Raw genomic sequence first — 18,390 nt, 5'->3', positions numbered from 1 at the left:
CTACCGACCCGTCACACCGTCGATCAGCTCGCGGAGGATGTCGGCGTGGCCGGCGTGGCGAGCGGTCTCCTCGAGGAGGTGAGCAAGGATCCAACGCAGCGTGACGTGGCCGCTGTTGTCGGCAATGACACTGACCTGGTCGAGGTTGGGGGTCGCGGCGATGATCGCGTCGACATCCGACCAGGTCCGACGATAGGCGTTCAGCGCCGCATCGACGCTGTCGTGCGACGGCGCCGGCACCCCCGCGGGCTCCTCGCCCCCAGCGAACCGATGAATAACCCATAGCCGTTCGGCACCGGCCAGGTGGCGGACGAGCCACAACAGCGTGGTCCCGCTGCTCACCGCCGATTGGCGTGCTGCGGCGTCATCGATGCCGACGATCTTGCGCGCCAACGATTCCCGTTGGTACTGCAGCAACGTCGTCAACACTTCGCGCTCGTCGCCAAACGATCGGGGTGGCTTCTGGTCGGCCATGCCGCATATTGTCCCGCACGGCTTTGTTGCGCATCGGCGCGTGTCTAACATGGGAAACGTGAGTCGGCCCGATGTGCCCCGGAACGAGGTCGGCGTCGCCTCGCTGCTCGTGGGCATCGTCGCGCTCCTCACCTGCTGGCTGCTCATCGGGGTGCCCTTCGGCATAGCGGCGGTGATAACCGGCGACGTCGCCCGCCGACGAGTGCAGCGCGGCGAGGCCAACAATCCCCGAATCGCCTTGGCGGGCATGGTGTTAGGGGCTATCTCGATCGCCGCGGGGCTGGCGGCAATCGGTTACTACGCCTGGTTGGACGCCCGCTAGTTGCGGGGCAGGCCTAGCACCCGCTCGGCGATGATGTTGCGCTGAATTTCGGAGGTGCCGCCGGCGATGGTCGCGGCGAAGCTGCGCGCGTAGCGGTCGAACCAGCTGCGGTAGTGGCTGTCGAGGTTCAGCGGCGCGAACGGGGCGGTCACCGCGTGGTAGACGAGGCCCTCGGCGCCCGCGGAGTTCAGCGCGTCCTCGGAGGCGCGCTGCAGCGCCTCCGAACCGAGCAGCTTGAGCACCGACTGGGCCGGCACGTCCTCCTCCCCGCGGGCGGCGCGCGCCAGGGCCGCCGACCCCAGCAGCCGCAGCGCGTAGGAATCCATCACCAGGGTGGCGTAGCGGTCGCGCTCCAGCACTCCGGACGGACTGAAATCCACGGTCAGCTCGTGCAACAGGTCGACATACCCCATCCACAGCATGATCCGTTCGTGCCCGAGCGAACCGGTTGCCACCCGCCAGCCCTCATCGAGCTTGCCGACGAGATTCTCGGCCGGCACCCGCGCGTCGGTGAAAAACACCTCGTTGAAGTCGATTTCGCCGCCGTCGCACATCGACGCGAACGGGCGGCGCACCACGCCCGGGGTGTCGGTCGGGATCATCAGCGCGCTGATGCCCTTGTGTTTCGGCTTGCCCGGATCGGTGCGCACGAACGTCAACAGCACGTCGGCGTCGTGAGCGCCCGACGTCCACACCTTCTGCCCGTTGACCACGAAGTGGTCGCCGTCAAGCACCGCCCGCGTTTTCAGCGACGCCAGGTCCGAACCCGCGCCCGGTTCGCTCATCCCCAGCGACGCGGTGATCTCCGCCCGCAGAATCGGCACCGCCCATCGCCGCTTCTGCTCCGGGGTGCCAAAGGACAGCACCGACGCCGCGATGATGCCCACGCCCTGCGGATTGAAACTTTGATAGATGCGCCGACGGCCCAATTCCTCCAAGTACACGTATTGCTGCAAAAGCGTGGCGTTGCGCCCACCGAATTCCGGCGGATTGCCGGGCAGCAGCCATCCGCTGTCGAAGAGCAGCCGCTGCCAACGCCGGGCCCACTCCGGGACGTGTGAACTCGACCGGGGTCGCTCGATCGCCTCGGCGTCGGAGGGAAGATGCTCGTCCAGGAAGGCCACGAACTCGGCGCGGAACGCCTCGACGTCGGCATCAAAGCTCAGTTGCACAGCACTCCTGCGAAAGGCGGTTTCCGGATTCTCGGGGACGGCGTGGTTCGCTCTTGCGATTACGCTTCCCTACACACGTCTAAGAGAATACTATTCTCGTCGTGAGAAAGTTACAATCTCCGACACGGCGTCCATAGGGGGTTGAGCGCACCGATGGCACGGCGTTCTCCGGTAGAGTCCAATCATGTTCTCCCCACGCGGCAATCCTCTGAGCCGACCGTGACAAGCCCGAGCGAAGAGCCGGCCTGGAAGCAGCGCGCCGTCGAACGGTCGATCAAGACCGCGAAATTGCGTGCGGCACAGCGAGTTCAGCGGTTCCTCGACGCGGCACAGGCGATCATCATCGAGAAGGGCAGCACCGACTTTACCGTCCAGGAGGTCGTCGACCGGTCCCGGCAGTCGTTGCGGAGCTTCTACCTGCAGTTCGACGGCAAGCACGAGCTTCTGCTCGCCCTGTTCGAAGACGCCCTGAGCCGGTCCGCCGACCAGATCCGCGCCGCCACCGAAAGCCAGAGCGACGCGCTGGAGCGCCTCAAAGTCGCCGTCGAGCTGCTCTACGAGGCATCCCGCCCCGACCCGACGGCCAAGCGGCCGCTGTTCACCGACTTTGCGCCCCGTTTGTTGGTGACGCATCCTGCCGAGGTCAAGGTCGCCCACGCCCCGCTGCTGGCGTTGCTGACCGAGCTCATGGAGGCCGCCGCCGACGCCGGCAAGCTGCGCGCCGAGGTCAACCCGAAGCGGATGGCCGCCATGACCATGCAGACCGTCATGTTCATCGCCCAATCCAGCGGCGGCTCCGACGACGCGACGATCCATCCCATCACCGCCGACGAGGTGTGGGACTTCTGCTCACGCGGATTCGTCGGCTAGTACGCCTATTTGCCCCGTAGGGCCGAGCACATAGCGCACGCCATTGCCAGCGGAGAACCATGTTCTCTAATATCTAGAATCAGAATGCACCGAAACGGATCCGCCGTTGACGCCAGCGAGCGCACCCAGGCGAGAGCCGGCTGTTCTGCGCTGAGCCAAAAGGAAACGAGGTAGTGGCAATGACTGGACGTGTCGAGGGCAAGGTCGCCTTCATCACCGGGGCGGCGCGCGGTCAGGGTCGCAGCCACGCGGTGCGGTTGGCGCAGGAGGGCGCCGACATCATCGCGGTCGACATCTGCAAGCCGATTCGCGAGGGCCAGGTGGAGGGCTCCGCGATCCCGGCGTCGACGCCGGAGGACCTGGCCGAGACGGCCGACCTCGTCAAGGGGCACAACCGCCGGATCGTCACGGCCGAGGTCGACGTGCGCGACTACGCCGCACTCAAGGCCGCCGTCGACAGCGGTGTCGAGCAGCTGGGCCGGCTGGACATCATCGTCGCCAACGCCGGCATCGGCAATGGCGGGGAGACGCTGGACAAAACCAGCGAAGAGGACTGGACGGAGATGATCGACGTCAACCTGTCGGGGGTGTGGAAAACGGTGAAGGCCGGCGTCCCGCACATCCTGGCCGGCGGTCGGGGCGGATCGATCGTCCTGACCAGCTCGGTCGGCGGGCTCAAGGCTTACCCGCACACCGGGCACTACGTCGCCGCCAAGCACGGCGTGGTGGGGCTCATGCGCGCCTTCGGAGTCGAGTTGGGGCAACACATGATTCGCGTCAACTCGGTGCACCCCACGCACGTGAGCACGCCGATGATCATGAACGAGGGCACGTGGCGGATGTTCCGGCCGGACCTGGAGAATCCGGGTCCCGACGACATGGCCCCGATCTGTCAGATGTTCCACACGCTGCCCGTCCCGTGGGTGGACCCGATCGACATCAGCAACGCGGTGCTGTTCTTCGCCTCCGAAGAGTCCCGGTACGTCACCGGCGTGACCCTGCCGATCGATGCGGGTAGCTGTCTGAAATAGGGTCCGTCCTATGGACGGATTTGAAGGACGCGCCGCTGTCGTGACCGGTGGAGCGAGTGGCATCGGCCTGGCTACCGCCACCGAGTTTGCCCGCCGCGGGGCCCGGCTCGTGCTCGCCGACGTCGACCAGCCCGCGCTGGAACAGGCGGTCGCGCACCTGCGCGGCGAGGGGTTCGACGCGCACGGGGTGACGTGCGACGTGCGGCATCTCGAGGAGATGGTTCACCTCGCGGACGAAGCCTTTCGCCTGCTCGGCCAGGTTGACATCCTCTTCAGCAACGCCGGCATCGTGGTCGCGGGTCCCATCGCGCAGATGACGCACGAGGACTGGCGCTGGGTGATCGACATCGACCTGTGGGGGTCCATCCACGCCGTCGAAGCGTTCCTGCCGAGACTGCTCGAGCAGGGCACCGGGGGCCACATCGCGTTTACCGCGTCGTTCGCCGGACTGGTCCCCAACGCGGGCCTCGGGGCGTACGGCGTGGCGAAGTACGGCGTGGTGGCCCTGGCCGAAACGCTGGCCCGCGAGGTCAAGGACAACGGCATCGGCGTTTCGGTGCTGTGCCCGATGGTGGTCGAAACCAAGTTGGTGTCCAACTCGGAACGAATCCGCGGCGCGGATTACGGCCTGGCGTCGACGCCCGACGTGACGGGTTCGCTCGGGCCGCTGCCGGCGCAGGACCAGACGCTGGGTGTCGACGACGTGGCGCGGCTCACCGCCGACGCGATCCTGGCCAATCGTTTGTACGTGTTGCCACACGAGGCGGCGCGCGCCTCGGTCAAGCGTCGATTCGACCGCATTGATCGCACTTTTGACGAGCAGGCCGCCGAGGGCTGGGCCCACTAGCGGTTCGCACCGGAATGAACAGCGCAGCGGCGGCTACGACGAGCAGCGGCAACAGAATTCCGTTCAGCGTCGCGTCCCGGGTGTTGTACATCTGCAGCATCGACAGGTGATACAGGCAGTGCAGCGTGTTGAAGACGAGCCAGGCGACCGCCGTGACCCGGACCAGGGTTTGGTTGGCGACCAGGACAAAGGTCACCGCCGTCAGCGCGGTCAGCGCCAAAAACATTGCCCCGACGTCCTTGACGAAGTGCTCGTTGTACGGGCCGAGTTGCGGGAGCCAGCTCATGCCGAAACCGGGAAAGTTGTCATACCAGTGCCGCGGCGCCGCGTAGGCCCACCCGCCCGTGACGGCGCCGCCGGCGCCCAGCAGAACCAATGCGCCTCGGTGAAGTAATGCGTCCATACCCTTCAGACGCCGCGGCAGCCGGAAGTGTGACGGCGGCCGGGACATTGGCGAGCGGCCTACATCGCGGGTGCGCTGCCGATGACTCCGTCGGCTTCCAGGTCCGCGATCTCCTCCGGGTTCAGGCCCAGCGCGGTGAGCACCTCATGGTTGTGTTGCCCGAGGGTGGGCGCAGGAGTCGTGTGGAAGCGCCCGGGCCCTCCGGAAAACCTCATTGGCACGGTGCTGAGCCTGGCCCGGCCGTTCAGCGGGTCGTCGACCTCCTCGAAGAAGTCGCGAAATGAAAGCTGCTGCAGCACCGTTTGGCGGTGCGGCTGCATCACCTTGGCCACCGGCACGCCGGCGTCCCACAGGACGGTGACGATCTCGTCGCTGCCGCGCGGCTCGCACCACGCGGCGAGCCGCTCATCGATCAGGTCCTGGCAAGCGCGCCGCCCGGCGTGTGTCGACAGCTCGGGATCTGTTGCCCACGAAGGCGATCCGAGCGTAGCGCACAGGCGTTCCCATTGGTCGTCGGTTTGCACCGCGATGGCGACCCAGCAGTCGGGCCGGCCGAATTCGTCGATGTCGGCACTGCGGTAAAGGTTTTGCGGCGCCGCCGTCGGTCCGCGGTTGCCGGCGCGCTGCAGCAGCGCCCCGTAGGCGGTGTACTCGACGACCTGTTCGGCGGAAATGCTCAGCGCCGCATCGACCATCGCGGCCTCGACCAGAACCCCCTGCCCGGTCCGGCGCCTGTGCTCCAGCGCCAGCAGGAGGGCGTTGAGCGCGTGCACACCGGCGTTCGGGTCACCGATCGAATACGGCTCGTATGGCGGGCGTTCGGGGTAGCCGGTGAGCCAGCTCAGGCCGGACGCCGATTCGATGGCATAGGCGAACGCCGGGTTGTCGCGCCACGGCCCGTCGAGCCCGAACCCGGGCATGCGCAGCATCACCGCGTCGGCCCGAACCGCTTGAACCGCGGCGAAATCCAGCCCGATCTGGTCCAGCACCCGGGGGGTGAAGTTCTCCACGATCACGTCGCATGTCGCAATGAGGCGCAGAAGCACCTCCCGGCCTTGCGGACGCTGCAGGTCCAGCGCCAGGCCCCTCTTGTTGGTGTTCAGCGCCGCGAAGATCGGCGACTTGTCCCACCACTGCCGTTCGGTGCTCGGTATTCCGGCGATGAGCCGGGTGCCGTCGGGCCGGCGGGCGGACTCGACGTGGATGACTTCGGCGCCGAGCATGGCCAGAAAGTGAGTGCAGCAGGGCCCGGCCCAGAAGGTGGTCATGTCCAAGACCCGAAGTCCGCTGAACGGCAGGGGCTTCGGCGACCGGGAGGTCGCCGGCGCGGGTCGCGGGCTCAGGGCCGCGGCCCGGTACCGCGCGGTGTGCTCGCCCAACCGCGGCGCGGCCGCCGGCCGGCGTAGCGTCGCGGGGCGCATCCGGTAGGGGTGGCTTGGCTGGTCGAAGTCGCCGCGTGGGTTGCGCACGAAGGAACCCCGTTCGACGAAGTGCTCCAACGACTCGATGTTGGCGCCGTTGGCGACGGGCGCGTTGGGGATCCGGAAGGCCGTCGCGAGTTCGCGGATCTCGTCGACCAGGTTGGCCTCGACCCAGGCATAGATGTCTTCGGCGTGGACGTTGGCCTGCTCCGTGATGGTCAGCGGCGATTCCTCGTCGATCCACTCCGGGTGGCCAACCATCGCGCACAGGTCGAACCACTGCTGCGCGGTCCCGCAGCCGAGGTCGACCAGGCCATCCTTTGCCTGCGCCACGCCTGGCACCGTGAGGCGCCTCGCGTCTCGCCAGGGCCGGCCGAGCATCTCGAAGTAGGTCACCGGATAGTAAGTCAGACAGAGGATCTGGGTTTCCAGCATCGACAGGTCGATGATTTCGCCGGATCCCGCCGAGCCTTCGCGGCGCAATCGCGACGCCAGGGTCGCGGCGCTGGCGTACGCGCCGGCCATGTACTCCCCGACCTGCCCGCCGACGAAGACGGGTGCCCGTTCGGGCAACCCGCGGCCCAGCCCGACGATCCCGCCCGACCATGCCTGCAGCGTGAATTCGGTGGCCGCGCGGTCTCGCCAGGGGCCCCGCAGGCCGAACGGCGTGATCGACGTGACGATCAGGTGTGGGTGCGCCCGATGGATCGCGTCGGGCGTGAACCGCGGGTGTTCGGCCACCCGCGACCCCCGAGACCACACCACCGCGTCCGCCGCGGCCAGCAACCGGGTGACCAGCTCGACCTCGTCGCCGGCCGCGGGGTCGGCGACGACACTGTGCTTCGACCCGGACAGGAAGGTGAACAGCGCCCCGTCGGTGTCGGGCGCGATGGACGCGCCCGAGGACGACCACCGCCGCAGCGGATCGCCTTCCGGTGCTTCGACTTTGACGACGTCGGCGCCGCCGTCGGCGAGCAGTTTCGTGCAGTAGGCGCCGGCTATTCCGGTGGAGAGGTCGACCACCGTGCAGCCGGCCAAGGGGGATGCGGCCCTCGGTTGCTCAATCATGCCCGCCATGACGGGCTCGAGGTCAGGACCTCGGGCCCGTCGGCGGTGATCAACACCGCCTCGCGCCCGAACACCGCGCCGACACCCTGCTCCCACACGTAGCCCGTCACGGCCAAAACCATTCCCGGCTCGAGTCGTTCGTCGGCCGCGGTGTGCGGCAGGTGCTTCGACACAACCGGCGGGTCGAAGCCCAGGCCCAAGCCACGGGCCACCGGCATCGGGGGCGCCGGTTCGCCGGAGGCCTCGTAGGCCGCCAGCAATTCGGCGGCCGCGCCGCCGGCCCGGCAGGCGTCGATCAGCCTCGCCCACAGATCGTCCCAGCGCCGATACAGGTCGGGGGCACCAGCGACGTCCCCCGCCGGCCAGGTGCGCCCGACCTCGCCCATGTAGCCGCCGGCCAGCACGCCGGCCGAAAACGCCACCAGATCGCCGTCTTTCACGCGGCCGTCGCCGCTGACCCGTCGCCACGAGTGGTCGCGCGAGGTGATCCACGCGAATTCCTGATTGGACGGCGTGCTCACGCCCCCGGCCGCCATGGCCTCCAGCATGACGCCGGCCAATGTCTGCTCGCGCACGCCGGGGTGCAACTCGGCCACCGCGGCGGCCAGGCCGGACTCGGCCACCGCACAGGCGTCCCGCAGCGCGACGATCTCCTCGGCGGTTTTGACCCGCCGGGCGGCGCGCATCGCCAGCTCGCCGTCGACCAGTTCGGCATTGGGAAATGCGGTTGGCAAGAGTTGAGCGAAAGCCGGTGAGAGCGCGTCGGTTCCGACGCGCCGCGCCGTGGCCGCACCGTCGATGCGTTGCAACGCCGACATGGTGTTGGCGGGGTTCCACGAGATGCCGTACAGGTTCTCGTGGGGAATGTCCTCCGGGACGCCCTCGTCCCACGTGCTGAGCAAGTGGATGGCGCCCGTCTCGCGAACCAGCACGCAGGACGGGCCGAATGGCCGGGTGCCGGCGACCCACAGCTGCGGGGTCCCGGTGACGTAGCGGGTATTGGCCTGACGACCCAACACCAGCACATCGAGGTCGTGTGCCGCCATCTGGTCCAGGACGCGCTGACGGCGACCCGTTCGCAGCGCCCGCTCATCGGGCAGAACGTCAACGGACATGGGAGCCGTAGGGGGCGTAGGGGTAGTCGGTCAACCGAGTCGAGCCTTCCTCGGTGATCACCACGACTTCTTCACTGCGATAGCCGCCGGTACCGTCCTCCCAGACCACCGGCTCGAGCACCAGCACCATTCCCGACTGCAGAACGAAGTTGTCGTCGAACTCCTGACCGAGATCGGTTCCGATCATCGGCATTTCGGCCGCGTTGACGCCGATCCCGTGGCCGAGATAGAAATGCGGCAGCCAAGGCCGGGAACCGTCGTTGGCCGCGATGGCGGCCCTGCCCAGATCGCCGGCGGTGGCGCCGGCGCGAGCCACGGCCTCGACGGCCGTCATGATGTTCTGCCACCGCTCGAATTGCGCCTGCTGGCGCGGCGTCGGCTCACGGCCGACGATCCAGGTGCGGCCGAAATCCGAGCAGTAGCCGTGGTAGGTGATGCTGACGTCGGTCCACAGGACGTCCCCCTCGGCTAGTTCGCGCTCGGTGCTCAGCAGCGGCAGCGCCAGGTCGCCGTGCGTCGTCCAGACTCCTTCGGCCTTGCTCGGCGGCATCACCTGCCAGATCGGCTCGAGCATGCTGGCCATGGCGCCCAACTCGAAAGCCCGCCGCAAAAAGCTTGCGGACAGGTCGGTCTGGCGGACGCCGGGGGCAAGGGCCTTGTGAACGTCGATCATCGCCTCGTCGGTGATCCGCACGGCGGTGCGGATGCAGGCCAGTTCGTCCGGGGTTTTGACCACCTTCGCGGCGCTGACGATGGGCGCCGCGTCGGCGGGCCCGCCGTTGGGAAACAACGACTTCGCGGCACGTGACATCGCGCCGGTGCACTCGTCGACCGCGACAACCGCCCCGGCCGGTATCAGATCGGCCAATCGACGAGCGAAATCGCCGACACCTTCGTCGAATTCGAGGTAGACCGGTCCGTGCAGATGGTCGGCCGGAAGCTCCGACTCGTGCGCGACGCCCTCACGGAACGGCAGGAACAGGTGCGGCCACTCGTCGTCGCCGAGCACCACGGCCACCGGCCGCTCGACGTAGGACAGGCCCGCATCACCCAGCGGCCAACTGGTTCCGGTGGCGTATACCACCGCGTTGTTGCCCAACAGGACCATCGCGTCGACACCGCGTTCCGCCATGGCCGCGCGCAACCGCGCGCCGGTCTCGCGACGCATCCGGCCCAGGTCCGGAGTTTCGGGGAGCACCAGACCGGCGCCCGACTGTGCGAACGTCGTCATTACAGGCCCAGGAATTTGGTGATGTTGCCGCTGACGATCCGCGCCGCGTTCTCCGGTCCGACGGCCTCGACGACCGCGGCCAGTGACTTCTCCGAGTAGCCGTAGGTGCTTTCGTTGTGGGGGTAGTCGCTGGACCACATGACCTTGTCGACGCCGATCTTGTCGATCAGCTCCAGGCCCAGGGGGTCCACCATGAACGAGGCGCTCATGTGGTTGTCCCAGTAGTAGCGAACGTCGTGCTCCAGCGGCCGGTTGAACATGTGCTGATAGGAGGCCACCAGGTGCTCGGCGTCTTGCAGGGCCCAGGGAACCCATGAAATTCCGCCCTCGAACCAACCGATCCGCAGGCTCGGGTGGTCGTCGAGGATGCCGCCGAAGATGTACTTGGAGAACGTCTCCCGGAATCCGTCGATGTTGATCATCATCCCGACGACGACGCTGTTGAACTCGCACGGGCTCTTCGGCGGGGTTTCGCCGATGTGATGGGTGATCGGCAGGCCGGAGGCCTCGATCTCGTCCCAGACGGCGCGCATGGACGTGCTCGAGTAGTCGATGGGGTTGCCGTCGTCGTCCTTGCCGGGGTTCAGCGGCATCAGGAATGTCTTGATTCCCAACGACTTCAGTTCGTCCAGCGTCTTCCGCGTACCCTTCGGCTCCCACCAGTTGATCAGGCCGGCGCCGTAGAAGTGGCCGCTCGAGCGTTCCTGGAGTTCGGCGATGTACTCGTTGTAGATGCGGAACGTGAGTTCGCGGAGTTGCTTGTCCGGGTAGTGGAACAGCGCGAGCACCGCGTTGGGGAATGCCAGTTCCTTGTCGACGCCGTCGTCGTGCAGCTCCTGGATCCGGGCCTCGATGTTGGTGCTCGCGGCCCCGGGCAGATCGTCGTACTGCATGAGCACCGCGCTGAAGTCGCCGGGGAGGAATGATTGTCCCTTCCGCCCGACCTGGTAGGCGCCGTCCTCGTACCAGATTCGCGGGGCCTTCTCCTTGAACTCGTCGGGGAAGCGTTGGTAGAAGATGTCGTCGGCCAGGGAGATGTGGTTGTCCGCGGAGAACACCACGGTGCCCTCCGGCAGGCCGACGTTGACCCCGCCGGCGTGCCCGCGGCGATCCTTCGGTGCGCCAAAGCCTTGGGGCGGGTAGAGCGACGGGGCGCTGGTCTGTGTCGTCATCGTTGACTCTCCATTCGGATCGGCACTTCGGGCTGCTTGCTAAAAGATTTCACCAGGTCACCGGCAGTTCGTACACGCCGTAGGCGAGCCGGTCCTCCTTGAACGGCACCTGCTCGAACGGGATCGCCAGCGCGAGAGTGGGGATGCGGCGGAACAACGTCCGGTAGACGATCTGCAGCTCGGCGCGGGCCAGCTGTTGTCCCACGCACTGGTGCCTGCCATAACCGAACGCGACATTGCGATCGGCCCCGGACCGGTGCAGATATAGGCGATCCGGCTCGGTGAAGGCGTGCGAATCCCAGTTCGCCGGGGCGAGGTCGATGATGATGCCTTCACCGGCGCGGATGACCTGTCCGGCAATGCTGATGTCTTCCAGCGCCACCCGGCGCTGGCCGTTCTGGATGATGCTGAGGTAACGCAACAGCTCCTCGACCGCATTGGCGACGATCTTGGGGTCATCGGCGTCGCGGATGACGGCCAACTGGTCGGGATTTTCCAGCAGCGCAAGCACGCCGAGCCCGATCATGTTGGCGGTCGTCTCGTGCCCGGCGATCAGCAACCCGGTGCCCAGCTGGGCGGCCTCTTTCACGCTCAGCTCGCCGGCCTTGACCCGCTCGGCGAGGTCGGAAACCGCGTCCTCTGCCGGGTTTTCCATCTTGGCCTCGACCAGCTGGGCCAGGTACTTGTTGAGGCTCATCGCGCCTTTGGCGGTGTCCTCCCCCGTCGCATAGCGCGCGAGGCCGACGGTGGCGTGGTGCTGAAACATCTCCGCGTCTTCGTATGGCACCCCGAGCATCTGGCTGATCACCAGTGACGGGACCGGCAACGCGATGGCGCTGACGATGTCGGCGGGCTTGGGTCCGGCCAGCATCGCGTCGATGTGGTCGTCGGTGATCTGCTGGATGTTGGGCCGCAACCCCTCAACCCGCTTGAAGGTGAAGGGCTTTGACAGCATGCGCCGGAACCGGGTGTGCTCCTCGCCGTCGGACGTGAAGACCGACCGCGGGCGCTTGTGCACCGTGGCCAACATGCCCGCGTTCCAGTGCGGAAACCCGGGCGCCCGGTCGTCGACGCTGACCCGGGAGTCGGAAAACAGTTCCCGCACTTGGTCGTAGCCCGTGATGAGCCACGGCGTGCTGCCGTCCCAAATCCGAACCCTGGACAGCGGCGTTGCCTCGGCGAGCGCCATGACGTCCGGCGGCGGTGCGAACGGGCAGGTGGCATTGCGCGCCATCGGATAGTCGGGGATCTGCCGATCCGCTTTGGTCTCGGTGCTCGTCAGGGTGTCCGACATGTCATTCCTCGATGTGGATGGCCAGTGCGGGGCAAGCCGCGGCCGCACGGCGTGCGCCCTCGGCCTGCTCGGCCGACGGATTCGGATTGAGCAACACGACGACCCCGTCGTCGTCGCGCTGGTCGAACACCTCGGGCGCGTTCATGACGCAGTTGCCCGAGGACGCGCAAATGTTCTGGTCGACAGTAACTTTCATCGGCGGGCCCCTACTCGTCGGGTGTCACGGGCGCCAGCCACAGGCCCACGATCGCGTCGATGAGGCCGGATGCGGCGGCGCGCCACGACGATTGGTGCATGGTCGAACCCGCCGCCAGCGCGCGTTCGCGGTCCGCGCAGGTGTGCATCAACAGGTTGCGGGCCATGATGTTGCGTTCGAATCGCACCTCGGCCGGCAGGTCGGGCAGGCAACCGTTGATGCCGTCGACGACCTGCACCAGCGACGGCGAGCTGAGCGCGCCCTTGACAATGATGTTGTAGTAGGCCGGGTCGGTCATCGCCTGCGCGGCGAAGCGCGCGTACCAGGTGGGGTTTCCCAGCTCCGCCAGGTGGTCGGTGAGCGGGCGCACCAGGCAGGCCACCCAGTCCCGCATCTGCGCGACGCGCCCGTCTTTGGTGCCCGACTCCAACAGCTCGGCCACCATCCGCTCGCGCAGTTGCTCGACGGGCCCGCGGTGCTTTTGCTCGATGGCCCGGACCAGGTCGGCCTTGGTACCGAAGTGGTAGCCCACCGCCGCGTTGTTGCCCTGGCCGGCGGCCTCGCTGACCTGGCGGTTCGACACGGCGAACATGCCGTGCTCGGCGTATAGCCGCTCGGCCGCCGCCAGGATCGCCTCCTGGGTGGAGCTGGCCCGCTCGGTGCGGACGGCCCTGCCTGCGGTGGTGGTCATCCTGCTAGTCAACCTCGGCCCCCAGTTTAAGTCAAGCGCTTGATTTAAATATCCCGACCGGCGCGCTCACTCCTTGCGCTTGGACCGAATCACCTTGCCCGCGACCGTCCCGCCGTCCACCGGCAGCACGGTTCCGGTGACATAGCGCGACTTGTCGCTGGCGAAGTACAGCGCCGCCTCGGCGACGTCCTCGGGGGTGCCATCGCGCTTCAGCGGCCGGTCGTCCCGCATCGTCTGGCGGATCTTCGCCTCGAAGCGCTCGAGCTGCTCCGGATCCATGTTCGCCGCCGACTTCGCCACCAATGGGGTGGGGATACTGCCGGGCGCGATGGTGTTGACCCGAACCTCGTAGTGCGCCAACTCGATTGCCGCGCACTTGGTGAAATGGATGACCGCCGCCTTGGAGGCCCGGTAGGTCATCACGCCGCCACCGGCCTGGATTCCCCCGATCGAGCTGATGTTGATGATCGAACCCCCGCCGTGGGCGGCCATGTGCCGGGCGGCGTCTCGGGTACCCGCCATCACGCCGAGAACGTTGACGGCCATGACGCGGTGGAAGTCGGCCAAATCGTCGTCGAAGAATCGGGGATGCATGGTGGTCGAGATTCCGGCGTTGTTCACCATGACGTGCAGGCCGCCGAACTTCTCGGCCGCCGCGGTTACCAGCGACCCCACCTGCTCGGGATCGGACACGTCCGTGCGCCGGAAGAAGGTGTCGGGTCCCAGGGCCGCCGACAGCGCCTCCCCCGTTTCGGTTTCGACGTCGGCGATGACGACCCGCGCACCCTCGGCCACAAACTTCTCGACGATGCCGCGGCCGATTCCCGAGGCGCCACCGGTGACTACGGCTACCTTGCCCGCCAGATCGTTGACCACACGACGAGTTAATCGACGTGCGTGGCGTTAAGTCAAGCAACTGATTTAAGCGGTGCGTGGGTTTGGGCACCTATCCCTGCTCGCGCGTACGTGGAATGCTGAGTTCGCCACTTCATCGGCCACCTCGGGAGGGATCGTTTCATGAAGGTCTTGGTTATCGGCGGCACCGGACTCATCGGCTCGCAGGTCATCGCCAACCTCACCGAGATGGGACACGAGGCGATTTCGGCCTCACCGAGCTCGGGCGTCAACGCCGTCACCGGCGAGGGTGTCGCGGAAGCCATGGCGGGCGTGCACACCGTGGTGGACGTGGCCAACTCGCCATCCTGGGAAGACGATGCCGTGCTGAACTTCTTCACCACCTCGAGCCGTAACCTCCTCGCCGCCGAGCGCGAGGCCGGTGCGCAGCACCACGTCGCGCTCACGATCGTGGGCGCCGACCGTACCCAGGACAGCGGCTACATGCGGGCCAAGGTCGCCCAGGAGAAGGTGATCGAGGAATCGGGAGTCCCGTATTCGATCGTGCGGGCGACCCAGTTCTTCGAATTCGTCAGCGGGATCGCCGATTCGGCGGCCGACGGCGACACCATTCGCCTGCCGCACGCGGCGTTTCAGCCGATCGCCGCGAAGGACGTCGCCACGGCCGTCACCCGGGCGGCGATCGGCGATCCGACCAACGGCATCACCAACATCGCCGGTCCCGAAAAGCTGGGCATGGACGACTTCGCCCGCGCCAGCCTCGCCGCGGACGGCGACGCGCGCCAGGTGGTCACCGATCCCACGGCCCCCTACTACGGCGCGGTGCTCGACGACCAGAGCCTCGTCCCGATCGACGGCGAAGACCCGACGATCTACCCCACCCGGTTCAGCGACTGGAAGGCCTCCCACACCTCCAGCGGCGCACAGTAAGCCGACGCGGGGGATCGACGCTGATGCCTCGGGTCGCCTTGATCACCGGTGCCAGCCGCGGCATCGGTGCGGCGACGGCACGAGTTCTCGCCGCCCATGGCTTTCGGGTGGTGGTCAACCACCGCGCCAGCGGCGAGCAGGCCGAGGAGGTGGTCGCCGACATCACATCGGCCGGCGGCGAGGCCGTGGCCATTCAGGCCGACGTCACCGCGCCCGGTGACGTCTCCGCCATGGCCGACGAAATCGCGCAACGCTGGGGCGGGGTCGACGTGCTGGTACACAACGCGCTGATTCCGTTCGTCGTCACCTCGTTCGCCGACCTCACCTGGGAACAGCTCGGCGGCAAGCTGGACAACGAACTGCACGCCGCGTACTCGCTGACGAAGGCCGTTGTGCCGGGCATGATTTCGCGCGAGTACGGCCGGCTGATCTTTCTCAGCACCGGCCTCTCGCGGCGTCCGCGCGACGGGATGATCGCCCTGGGCACGGCCAAGGCCGCCTTGGACCAGTTCGTCCGCTACCTCGCGCTCGAGCTGGCGCCGCACGGGATCACCGCGAACCTGGTCGCGCCGGCCACCGTCAGCGGAACGAAAGTCACCGGGCAGCTTTCGCCGGAGCGGGTGGGACAGCTCGGCGAGGCTTCACCGATGGGACGACTCGTGACTCCCGACGAGGTGGCCAAGACGATCGCGTTCTTGGCAAGTGAGGATTCGGGTTTCACCACCGGACACTACCTGCCGGTCAACGGCGGACTTGCGATGGACTAAACCCGCCATGCACACGATCGACCTGGCCTATGTCGGGCGCGGCGTCCACGAGGAACTTGTCGCCTACGTCGCCGACCAGGAGGGTTACTTTGCGGATGAGGGTGTCCACGTCGCCGTGCGGGACGGAATCGCTTGGGACACGGAACGTCTGCGCTCGTGCGCCACGATCGGCCTCGGCCGTGCCGTCCTGTCGCGGTTGACCCATGGCATTGAGTGGGCGGTGCTGACCGTGAACACCCATCGCCCGTTGTTCTGGTTTCTGGGCGGGCCTGACGTCCCTTCCATGGCGGACCTTCGCGGGCGCCGGCTCGCCGTACACGCGCCGCACACCGCACCCGGTTGCTTCGCGCGAATCGTGTTGCGCCGGCATGGGCTTGATCCCGATCGCGACCTCGAGTGTGTGGTGCGGTCCCCGGGCGACTACCAGATGGATCTGCGGCGGCTGCGGGACAAGTCGATCGACGCCGCCTATGTCGGCAGCACTCTTGCCCCGGACCAGGTCGCCGAGGAGGAAGGCTTCCACGTGCTGGCGTGGGTGGGAGATCACTTCCAGATCCCCACCGTCGGAGTGGCGGTGGATGGGGAACGCCTTGCGATCGACGGCCCGGCGGTGCAGGCCGTGGTGCGGGCCAACCGACGCGCCCTGCAGACGATGGCCGACCGACCCGATGTTGCGATCGATTACCTGGCATCGTTTTTGAACCGGCTGACGCGCGACGAGGCCCGACGCCATTACGAGCGCTACATCGGCCCCCACTTCACCGCAGACGGCCGGGTGGACCTCGAAGTCGCCCGGCGCGCGGTCGACGCCGTCGCGGCCGAACTCGGGGTGGCCTCGATGCCCGCCGACCAGATCTACCGGGCCGCCCGATAACCAGCCGGTACTTGCGTTCCAGCCAACCGCCTAGCACGGTATAAGTCGTCGCCGTGGTGATTCGACCCGAGACGAGGAGCGCTCAATGCCCGTCCCCTTCGACGCGACGCGGCTCACCCGTCGCGGCTTCATGGCCGCCGGCATCGCCGGCGGGCTGGCGCTGGCGGCCTGCAGCCAAACCAAGTCCCAGGGGTCAAGCGCGTCCGCCCAAATGGCCGCCGCCATCGCCGCGGCCGAGGCGGTCCGGCCACACAGCGGGCGCACCGTCACCGCCAGCCTGACACCGCAGCTGACGGATATCGATCTGGGCGGGCCGGTCGTGCGCACGATGGCGTATGGCAACGGCATTCCCGGACCGCTGATCCGGGCCGAGATCGGCGACGAGCTCGTCGTCACGGTCGCCAACCGGTTGGACGTCCCGACATCGGTGCATTGGCACGGCGTCGCGCTGCGCAACGACATGGACGGGGCCGCGCCCGCCACCCCGAACATCCCGGCCGGCCAGGATTTCACCTACCGCTTCTCCGTCCCGAATTCGGGCACCTACTGGGGTCATCCGCACACCGGGCTGGACGCCGACAAGGGGCTTTATCTGCCGGTCGTCGTCGACGATCCCAGCGAGAGCGACTATGACACCGAATGGATTGTCGTCCTTGATGATTGGACCGACGGTGTCGGTAAGAGTCCGCAGCAGCTCTACAGCGAGCTAACCGGCCCGAACAAGCCCAGCAGGTCGAACATGACCACGACCACGACGAGCTCGACCACTTCGACGACGCCGAGCGGCTCGCCGACCTCAACGACGTCCACGTCCGGAATGTCCGGCGGCGGCGACGGTGGGAGAAGCGACCTGCTTGGCGGCGACGCCGGTGACATCGACTACCCCTACTATCTGATCAACGGCCGAATCCCGGCGGCTCCCACCACATTCACCGCCAAGCCCGGCCAGCGCATCAGGATCCGTTTCATCAATACCGGATCGGACACCGCGTTTCGTGTCGCGCTGGCCGGCCATGCGATGACGGTCACCCACACCGACGGCTTCCCCGTCGTCCCCACCCCGGTCGACGCCCTGCTCATCGGCATGGCCGAACGCTACGACGTCATCGTGACCGCCGCCGACGGCGTCTTCCCGCTGGTCGCGCTTGCGGAAGGGAAAAACGGCCTGGCGCGCGCGCTGCTGTCCACCGGGGCGGGCAGCCCACCGGACGCGGGGTTTCAGCCGGCCGAACTAAAGCAGCGGGTCGGCACCATCGAGATGTTCACGGCCACAACGCCGGTCAACCTGGGTCGACCGCAGCCCGACCTCAACCTTCCCGTGGTGTTGGGCGGCAACATGATGCAGTACAACTGGACGATCAACGGCAAACCCTACAGCCAGACGGATCCGCTGCACGTCCGCGAGGGTGAACGGCCCACGATCACGTTCGACAACACCACGATGATGTATCACCCGATTCACCTGCACGGCCACACCTACCAGCTGATCAAAGCCGACGGCAGCCCCGGCCCCCGCAAGGACACCGTCATCGTGTTGCCCAAGCAGAAGGTGCAGGCCGTGCTGGTCGCCGACAACCCGGGCGTGTGGCAGTTGCACTGCCACAACACCTATCACCAGGAAGCCGGCATGCAGACCCGGCTCGAGTACGTCTTCTAG

The 18,390-nt window shown here is 67.3% G+C and carries 19 protein-coding genes; 8 read left to right on the top strand and 11 right to left on the bottom strand.

Annotation, left to right across the window (positions count from 1 at the left end; all coding sequences use genetic code 11):
• Window positions 1–474, bottom strand: a complete 474-nt coding sequence (locus A5712_RS17330) for a DinB family protein (protein ID WP_068107446.1) — start codon at window positions 472–474, stop codon at window positions 1–3.
• Window positions 475–532: 58 nt separating this feature from the next.
• Between A5712_RS17330 and A5712_RS17325 the strand changes: the two genes are divergently transcribed.
• The gene (locus tag A5712_RS17325; RefSeq protein WP_068107480.1) at window positions 533–796 is read left to right on the top strand and encodes a DUF4190 domain-containing protein; all 264 of its coding nucleotides are present in this window, start codon (window positions 533–535) and stop codon (window positions 794–796) included.
• Here A5712_RS17325 and A5712_RS17320 read toward each other — a convergent pair.
• Entirely contained in the window at window positions 793–1,968 is a 1,176-nt protein-coding gene (locus tag A5712_RS17320) for an acyl-CoA dehydrogenase family protein (protein ID WP_068107444.1), read from the bottom strand. The genes A5712_RS17325 and A5712_RS17320 overlap by 4 nt on opposite strands.
• A 219-nt stretch (window positions 1,969–2,187) precedes the next feature.
• Between A5712_RS17320 and A5712_RS17315 the strand changes: the two genes are divergently transcribed.
• The 3 genes from A5712_RS17315 to A5712_RS17305 all read left to right on the top strand — a co-directional run bounded on the left by A5712_RS17315 (window position 2,188) and on the right by A5712_RS17305 (window position 4,716).
• Window positions 2,188–2,838: a TetR/AcrR family transcriptional regulator gene (locus A5712_RS17315; protein WP_068107442.1), complete on the top strand. Its 651-nt coding sequence runs from the start codon at window positions 2,188–2,190 to the stop codon at window positions 2,836–2,838.
• A gap of 179 nt (window positions 2,839–3,017) precedes the next feature.
• The gene (locus tag A5712_RS17310) at window positions 3,018–3,869 is read left to right on the top strand and encodes a mycofactocin-coupled SDR family oxidoreductase (protein ID WP_068107440.1); all 852 of its coding nucleotides are present in this window, start codon (window positions 3,018–3,020) and stop codon (window positions 3,867–3,869) included.
• Between the two features lie 10 nt (window positions 3,870–3,879).
• Window positions 3,880–4,716, top strand: a complete 837-nt coding sequence (locus A5712_RS17305; RefSeq protein WP_068107438.1) for an SDR family NAD(P)-dependent oxidoreductase — start codon at window positions 3,880–3,882, stop codon at window positions 4,714–4,716.
• Here A5712_RS17305 and A5712_RS17300 read toward each other — a convergent pair.
• The 9 genes from A5712_RS17300 to A5712_RS17260 form a co-directional block, all read right to left on the bottom strand.
• Window positions 4,649–5,119, bottom strand: a complete 471-nt coding sequence (locus A5712_RS17300; RefSeq protein ID WP_082973497.1) for a hypothetical protein — start codon at window positions 5,117–5,119, stop codon at window positions 4,649–4,651. The two genes, A5712_RS17305 and A5712_RS17300, sit on opposite strands and share 68 nt — an antisense overlap.
• Window positions 5,120–5,178: 59 nt before the next feature.
• Window positions 5,179–7,608 (bottom strand): CaiB/BaiF CoA-transferase family protein, encoded by a 2,430-nt coding sequence (locus tag A5712_RS17295; RefSeq protein ID WP_068107478.1) that lies wholly within the window; start codon window positions 7,606–7,608, stop codon window positions 5,179–5,181.
• Complete coding sequence (locus tag A5712_RS17290; RefSeq protein ID WP_068107434.1) at window positions 7,605–8,723, bottom strand: Xaa-Pro peptidase family protein; 1,119 nt, start codon at window positions 8,721–8,723, stop codon at window positions 7,605–7,607. Before A5712_RS17290 ends, A5712_RS17295 begins: the two co-directional genes overlap by 4 nt.
• Complete coding sequence (locus A5712_RS17285) at window positions 8,713–9,954, bottom strand: Xaa-Pro peptidase family protein (RefSeq protein ID WP_068107431.1); 1,242 nt, start codon at window positions 9,952–9,954, stop codon at window positions 8,713–8,715. Before A5712_RS17285 ends, A5712_RS17290 begins: the two co-directional genes overlap by 11 nt.
• Window positions 9,954–11,015 (bottom strand): amidohydrolase family protein, encoded by a 1,062-nt coding sequence (locus A5712_RS17280; protein ID WP_197519422.1) that lies wholly within the window; start codon window positions 11,013–11,015, stop codon window positions 9,954–9,956. Before A5712_RS17280 ends, A5712_RS17285 begins: the two co-directional genes overlap by 1 nt.
• 160 nt (window positions 11,016–11,175) lie before the next feature.
• Entirely contained in the window at window positions 11,176–12,420 is a 1,245-nt protein-coding gene (locus A5712_RS17275; protein WP_068107427.1) for a cytochrome P450, read from the bottom strand.
• A gap of 1 nt (window position 12,421) precedes the next feature.
• Complete coding sequence (locus tag A5712_RS17270; protein ID WP_066936812.1) at window positions 12,422–12,616, bottom strand: ferredoxin; 195 nt, start codon at window positions 12,614–12,616, stop codon at window positions 12,422–12,424.
• Between the two features lie 10 nt (window positions 12,617–12,626).
• Complete coding sequence (locus tag A5712_RS17265) at window positions 12,627–13,307, bottom strand: TetR family transcriptional regulator (protein WP_068107425.1); 681 nt, start codon at window positions 13,305–13,307, stop codon at window positions 12,627–12,629.
• Between the two features lie 66 nt (window positions 13,308–13,373).
• Window positions 13,374–14,183, bottom strand: coding sequence for an SDR family NAD(P)-dependent oxidoreductase (locus A5712_RS17260; RefSeq protein ID WP_068107423.1), 810 nt, complete (start codon window positions 14,181–14,183; stop codon window positions 13,374–13,376).
• Window positions 14,184–14,324: 141 nt separating this feature from the next.
• On the opposite strand from A5712_RS17260, the gene A5712_RS17255 reads away from it, so the two are divergent.
• From A5712_RS17255 to A5712_RS17240, 4 genes are all read left to right on the top strand, one after another.
• Entirely contained in the window at window positions 14,325–15,092 is a 768-nt protein-coding gene (locus tag A5712_RS17255; RefSeq protein ID WP_068107422.1) for an SDR family oxidoreductase, read from the top strand.
• Between the two features lie 23 nt (window positions 15,093–15,115).
• Window positions 15,116–15,859 carry an SDR family NAD(P)-dependent oxidoreductase gene (locus tag A5712_RS17250; RefSeq protein ID WP_068107420.1) on the top strand — a complete coding sequence of 248 codons (744 nt, stop codon included), beginning with the start codon at window positions 15,116–15,118 and terminating at the stop codon, window positions 15,857–15,859.
• A 7-nt stretch (window positions 15,860–15,866) separates the two neighbouring features.
• Entirely contained in the window at window positions 15,867–16,733 is an 867-nt protein-coding gene (locus A5712_RS17245; RefSeq protein ID WP_068107418.1) for an ABC transporter substrate-binding protein, read from the top strand.
• 85 nt (window positions 16,734–16,818) lie between these two features.
• Window positions 16,819–18,390: a multicopper oxidase family protein gene (locus A5712_RS17240; protein WP_068107416.1), complete on the top strand. Its 1,572-nt coding sequence runs from the start codon at window positions 16,819–16,821 to the stop codon at window positions 18,388–18,390.

This window comes from Mycobacterium sp. E2327, assembly GCF_001672675.1.
Taxonomy (GTDB): Bacteria; Actinomycetota; Actinomycetes; order Mycobacteriales; family Mycobacteriaceae; genus Mycobacterium.
This window is presented reverse-complemented; position numbering and strand designations above follow the sequence as displayed.

Excerpts from the sequence above, each read along its gene's own strand:
- A5712_RS17330 (WP_068107446.1), bottom strand. The coding sequence starts at position 474 with ATGGCCGACCAGAAGCCACCCCGATCGTTTGGCGACGAGCGCGAAGTG.
- A5712_RS17310 (WP_068107440.1), top strand. The coding sequence starts at position 3,018 with ATGACTGGACGTGTCGAGGGCAAGGTCGCCTTCATCACCGGGGCGGCG.
- A5712_RS17305 (WP_068107438.1), top strand. The coding sequence starts at position 3,880 with ATGGACGGATTTGAAGGACGCGCCGCTGTCGTGACCGGTGGAGCGAGT.
- A5712_RS17300 (WP_082973497.1), bottom strand. The coding sequence starts at position 5,119 with ATGGACGCATTACTTCACCGAGGCGCATTGGTTCTGCTGGGCGCCGGC.
- A5712_RS17295 (WP_068107478.1), bottom strand. The coding sequence starts at position 7,608 with ATGATTGAGCAACCGAGGGCCGCATCCCCCTTGGCCGGCTGCACGGTG.
- A5712_RS17290 (WP_068107434.1), bottom strand. The coding sequence starts at position 8,723 with ATGTCCGTTGACGTTCTGCCCGATGAGCGGGCGCTGCGAACGGGTCGC.
- A5712_RS17285 (WP_068107431.1), bottom strand. The coding sequence starts at position 9,954 with ATGACGACGTTCGCACAGTCGGGCGCCGGTCTGGTGCTCCCCGAAACT.
- A5712_RS17275 (WP_068107427.1), bottom strand. The coding sequence starts at position 12,420 with ATGTCGGACACCCTGACGAGCACCGAGACCAAAGCGGATCGGCAGATC.
- A5712_RS17270 (WP_066936812.1), bottom strand. The coding sequence starts at position 12,616 with ATGAAAGTTACTGTCGACCAGAACATTTGCGCGTCCTCGGGCAACTGC.
- A5712_RS17265 (WP_068107425.1), bottom strand. The coding sequence starts at position 13,307 with ATGACCACCACCGCAGGCAGGGCCGTCCGCACCGAGCGGGCCAGCTCC.
- A5712_RS17255 (WP_068107422.1), top strand. The coding sequence starts at position 14,325 with ATGAAGGTCTTGGTTATCGGCGGCACCGGACTCATCGGCTCGCAGGTC.
- A5712_RS17250 (WP_068107420.1), top strand. The coding sequence starts at position 15,116 with ATGCCTCGGGTCGCCTTGATCACCGGTGCCAGCCGCGGCATCGGTGCG.
- A5712_RS17245 (WP_068107418.1), top strand. The coding sequence starts at position 15,867 with ATGCACACGATCGACCTGGCCTATGTCGGGCGCGGCGTCCACGAGGAA.
- A5712_RS17240 (WP_068107416.1), top strand. The coding sequence starts at position 16,819 with ATGCCCGTCCCCTTCGACGCGACGCGGCTCACCCGTCGCGGCTTCATG.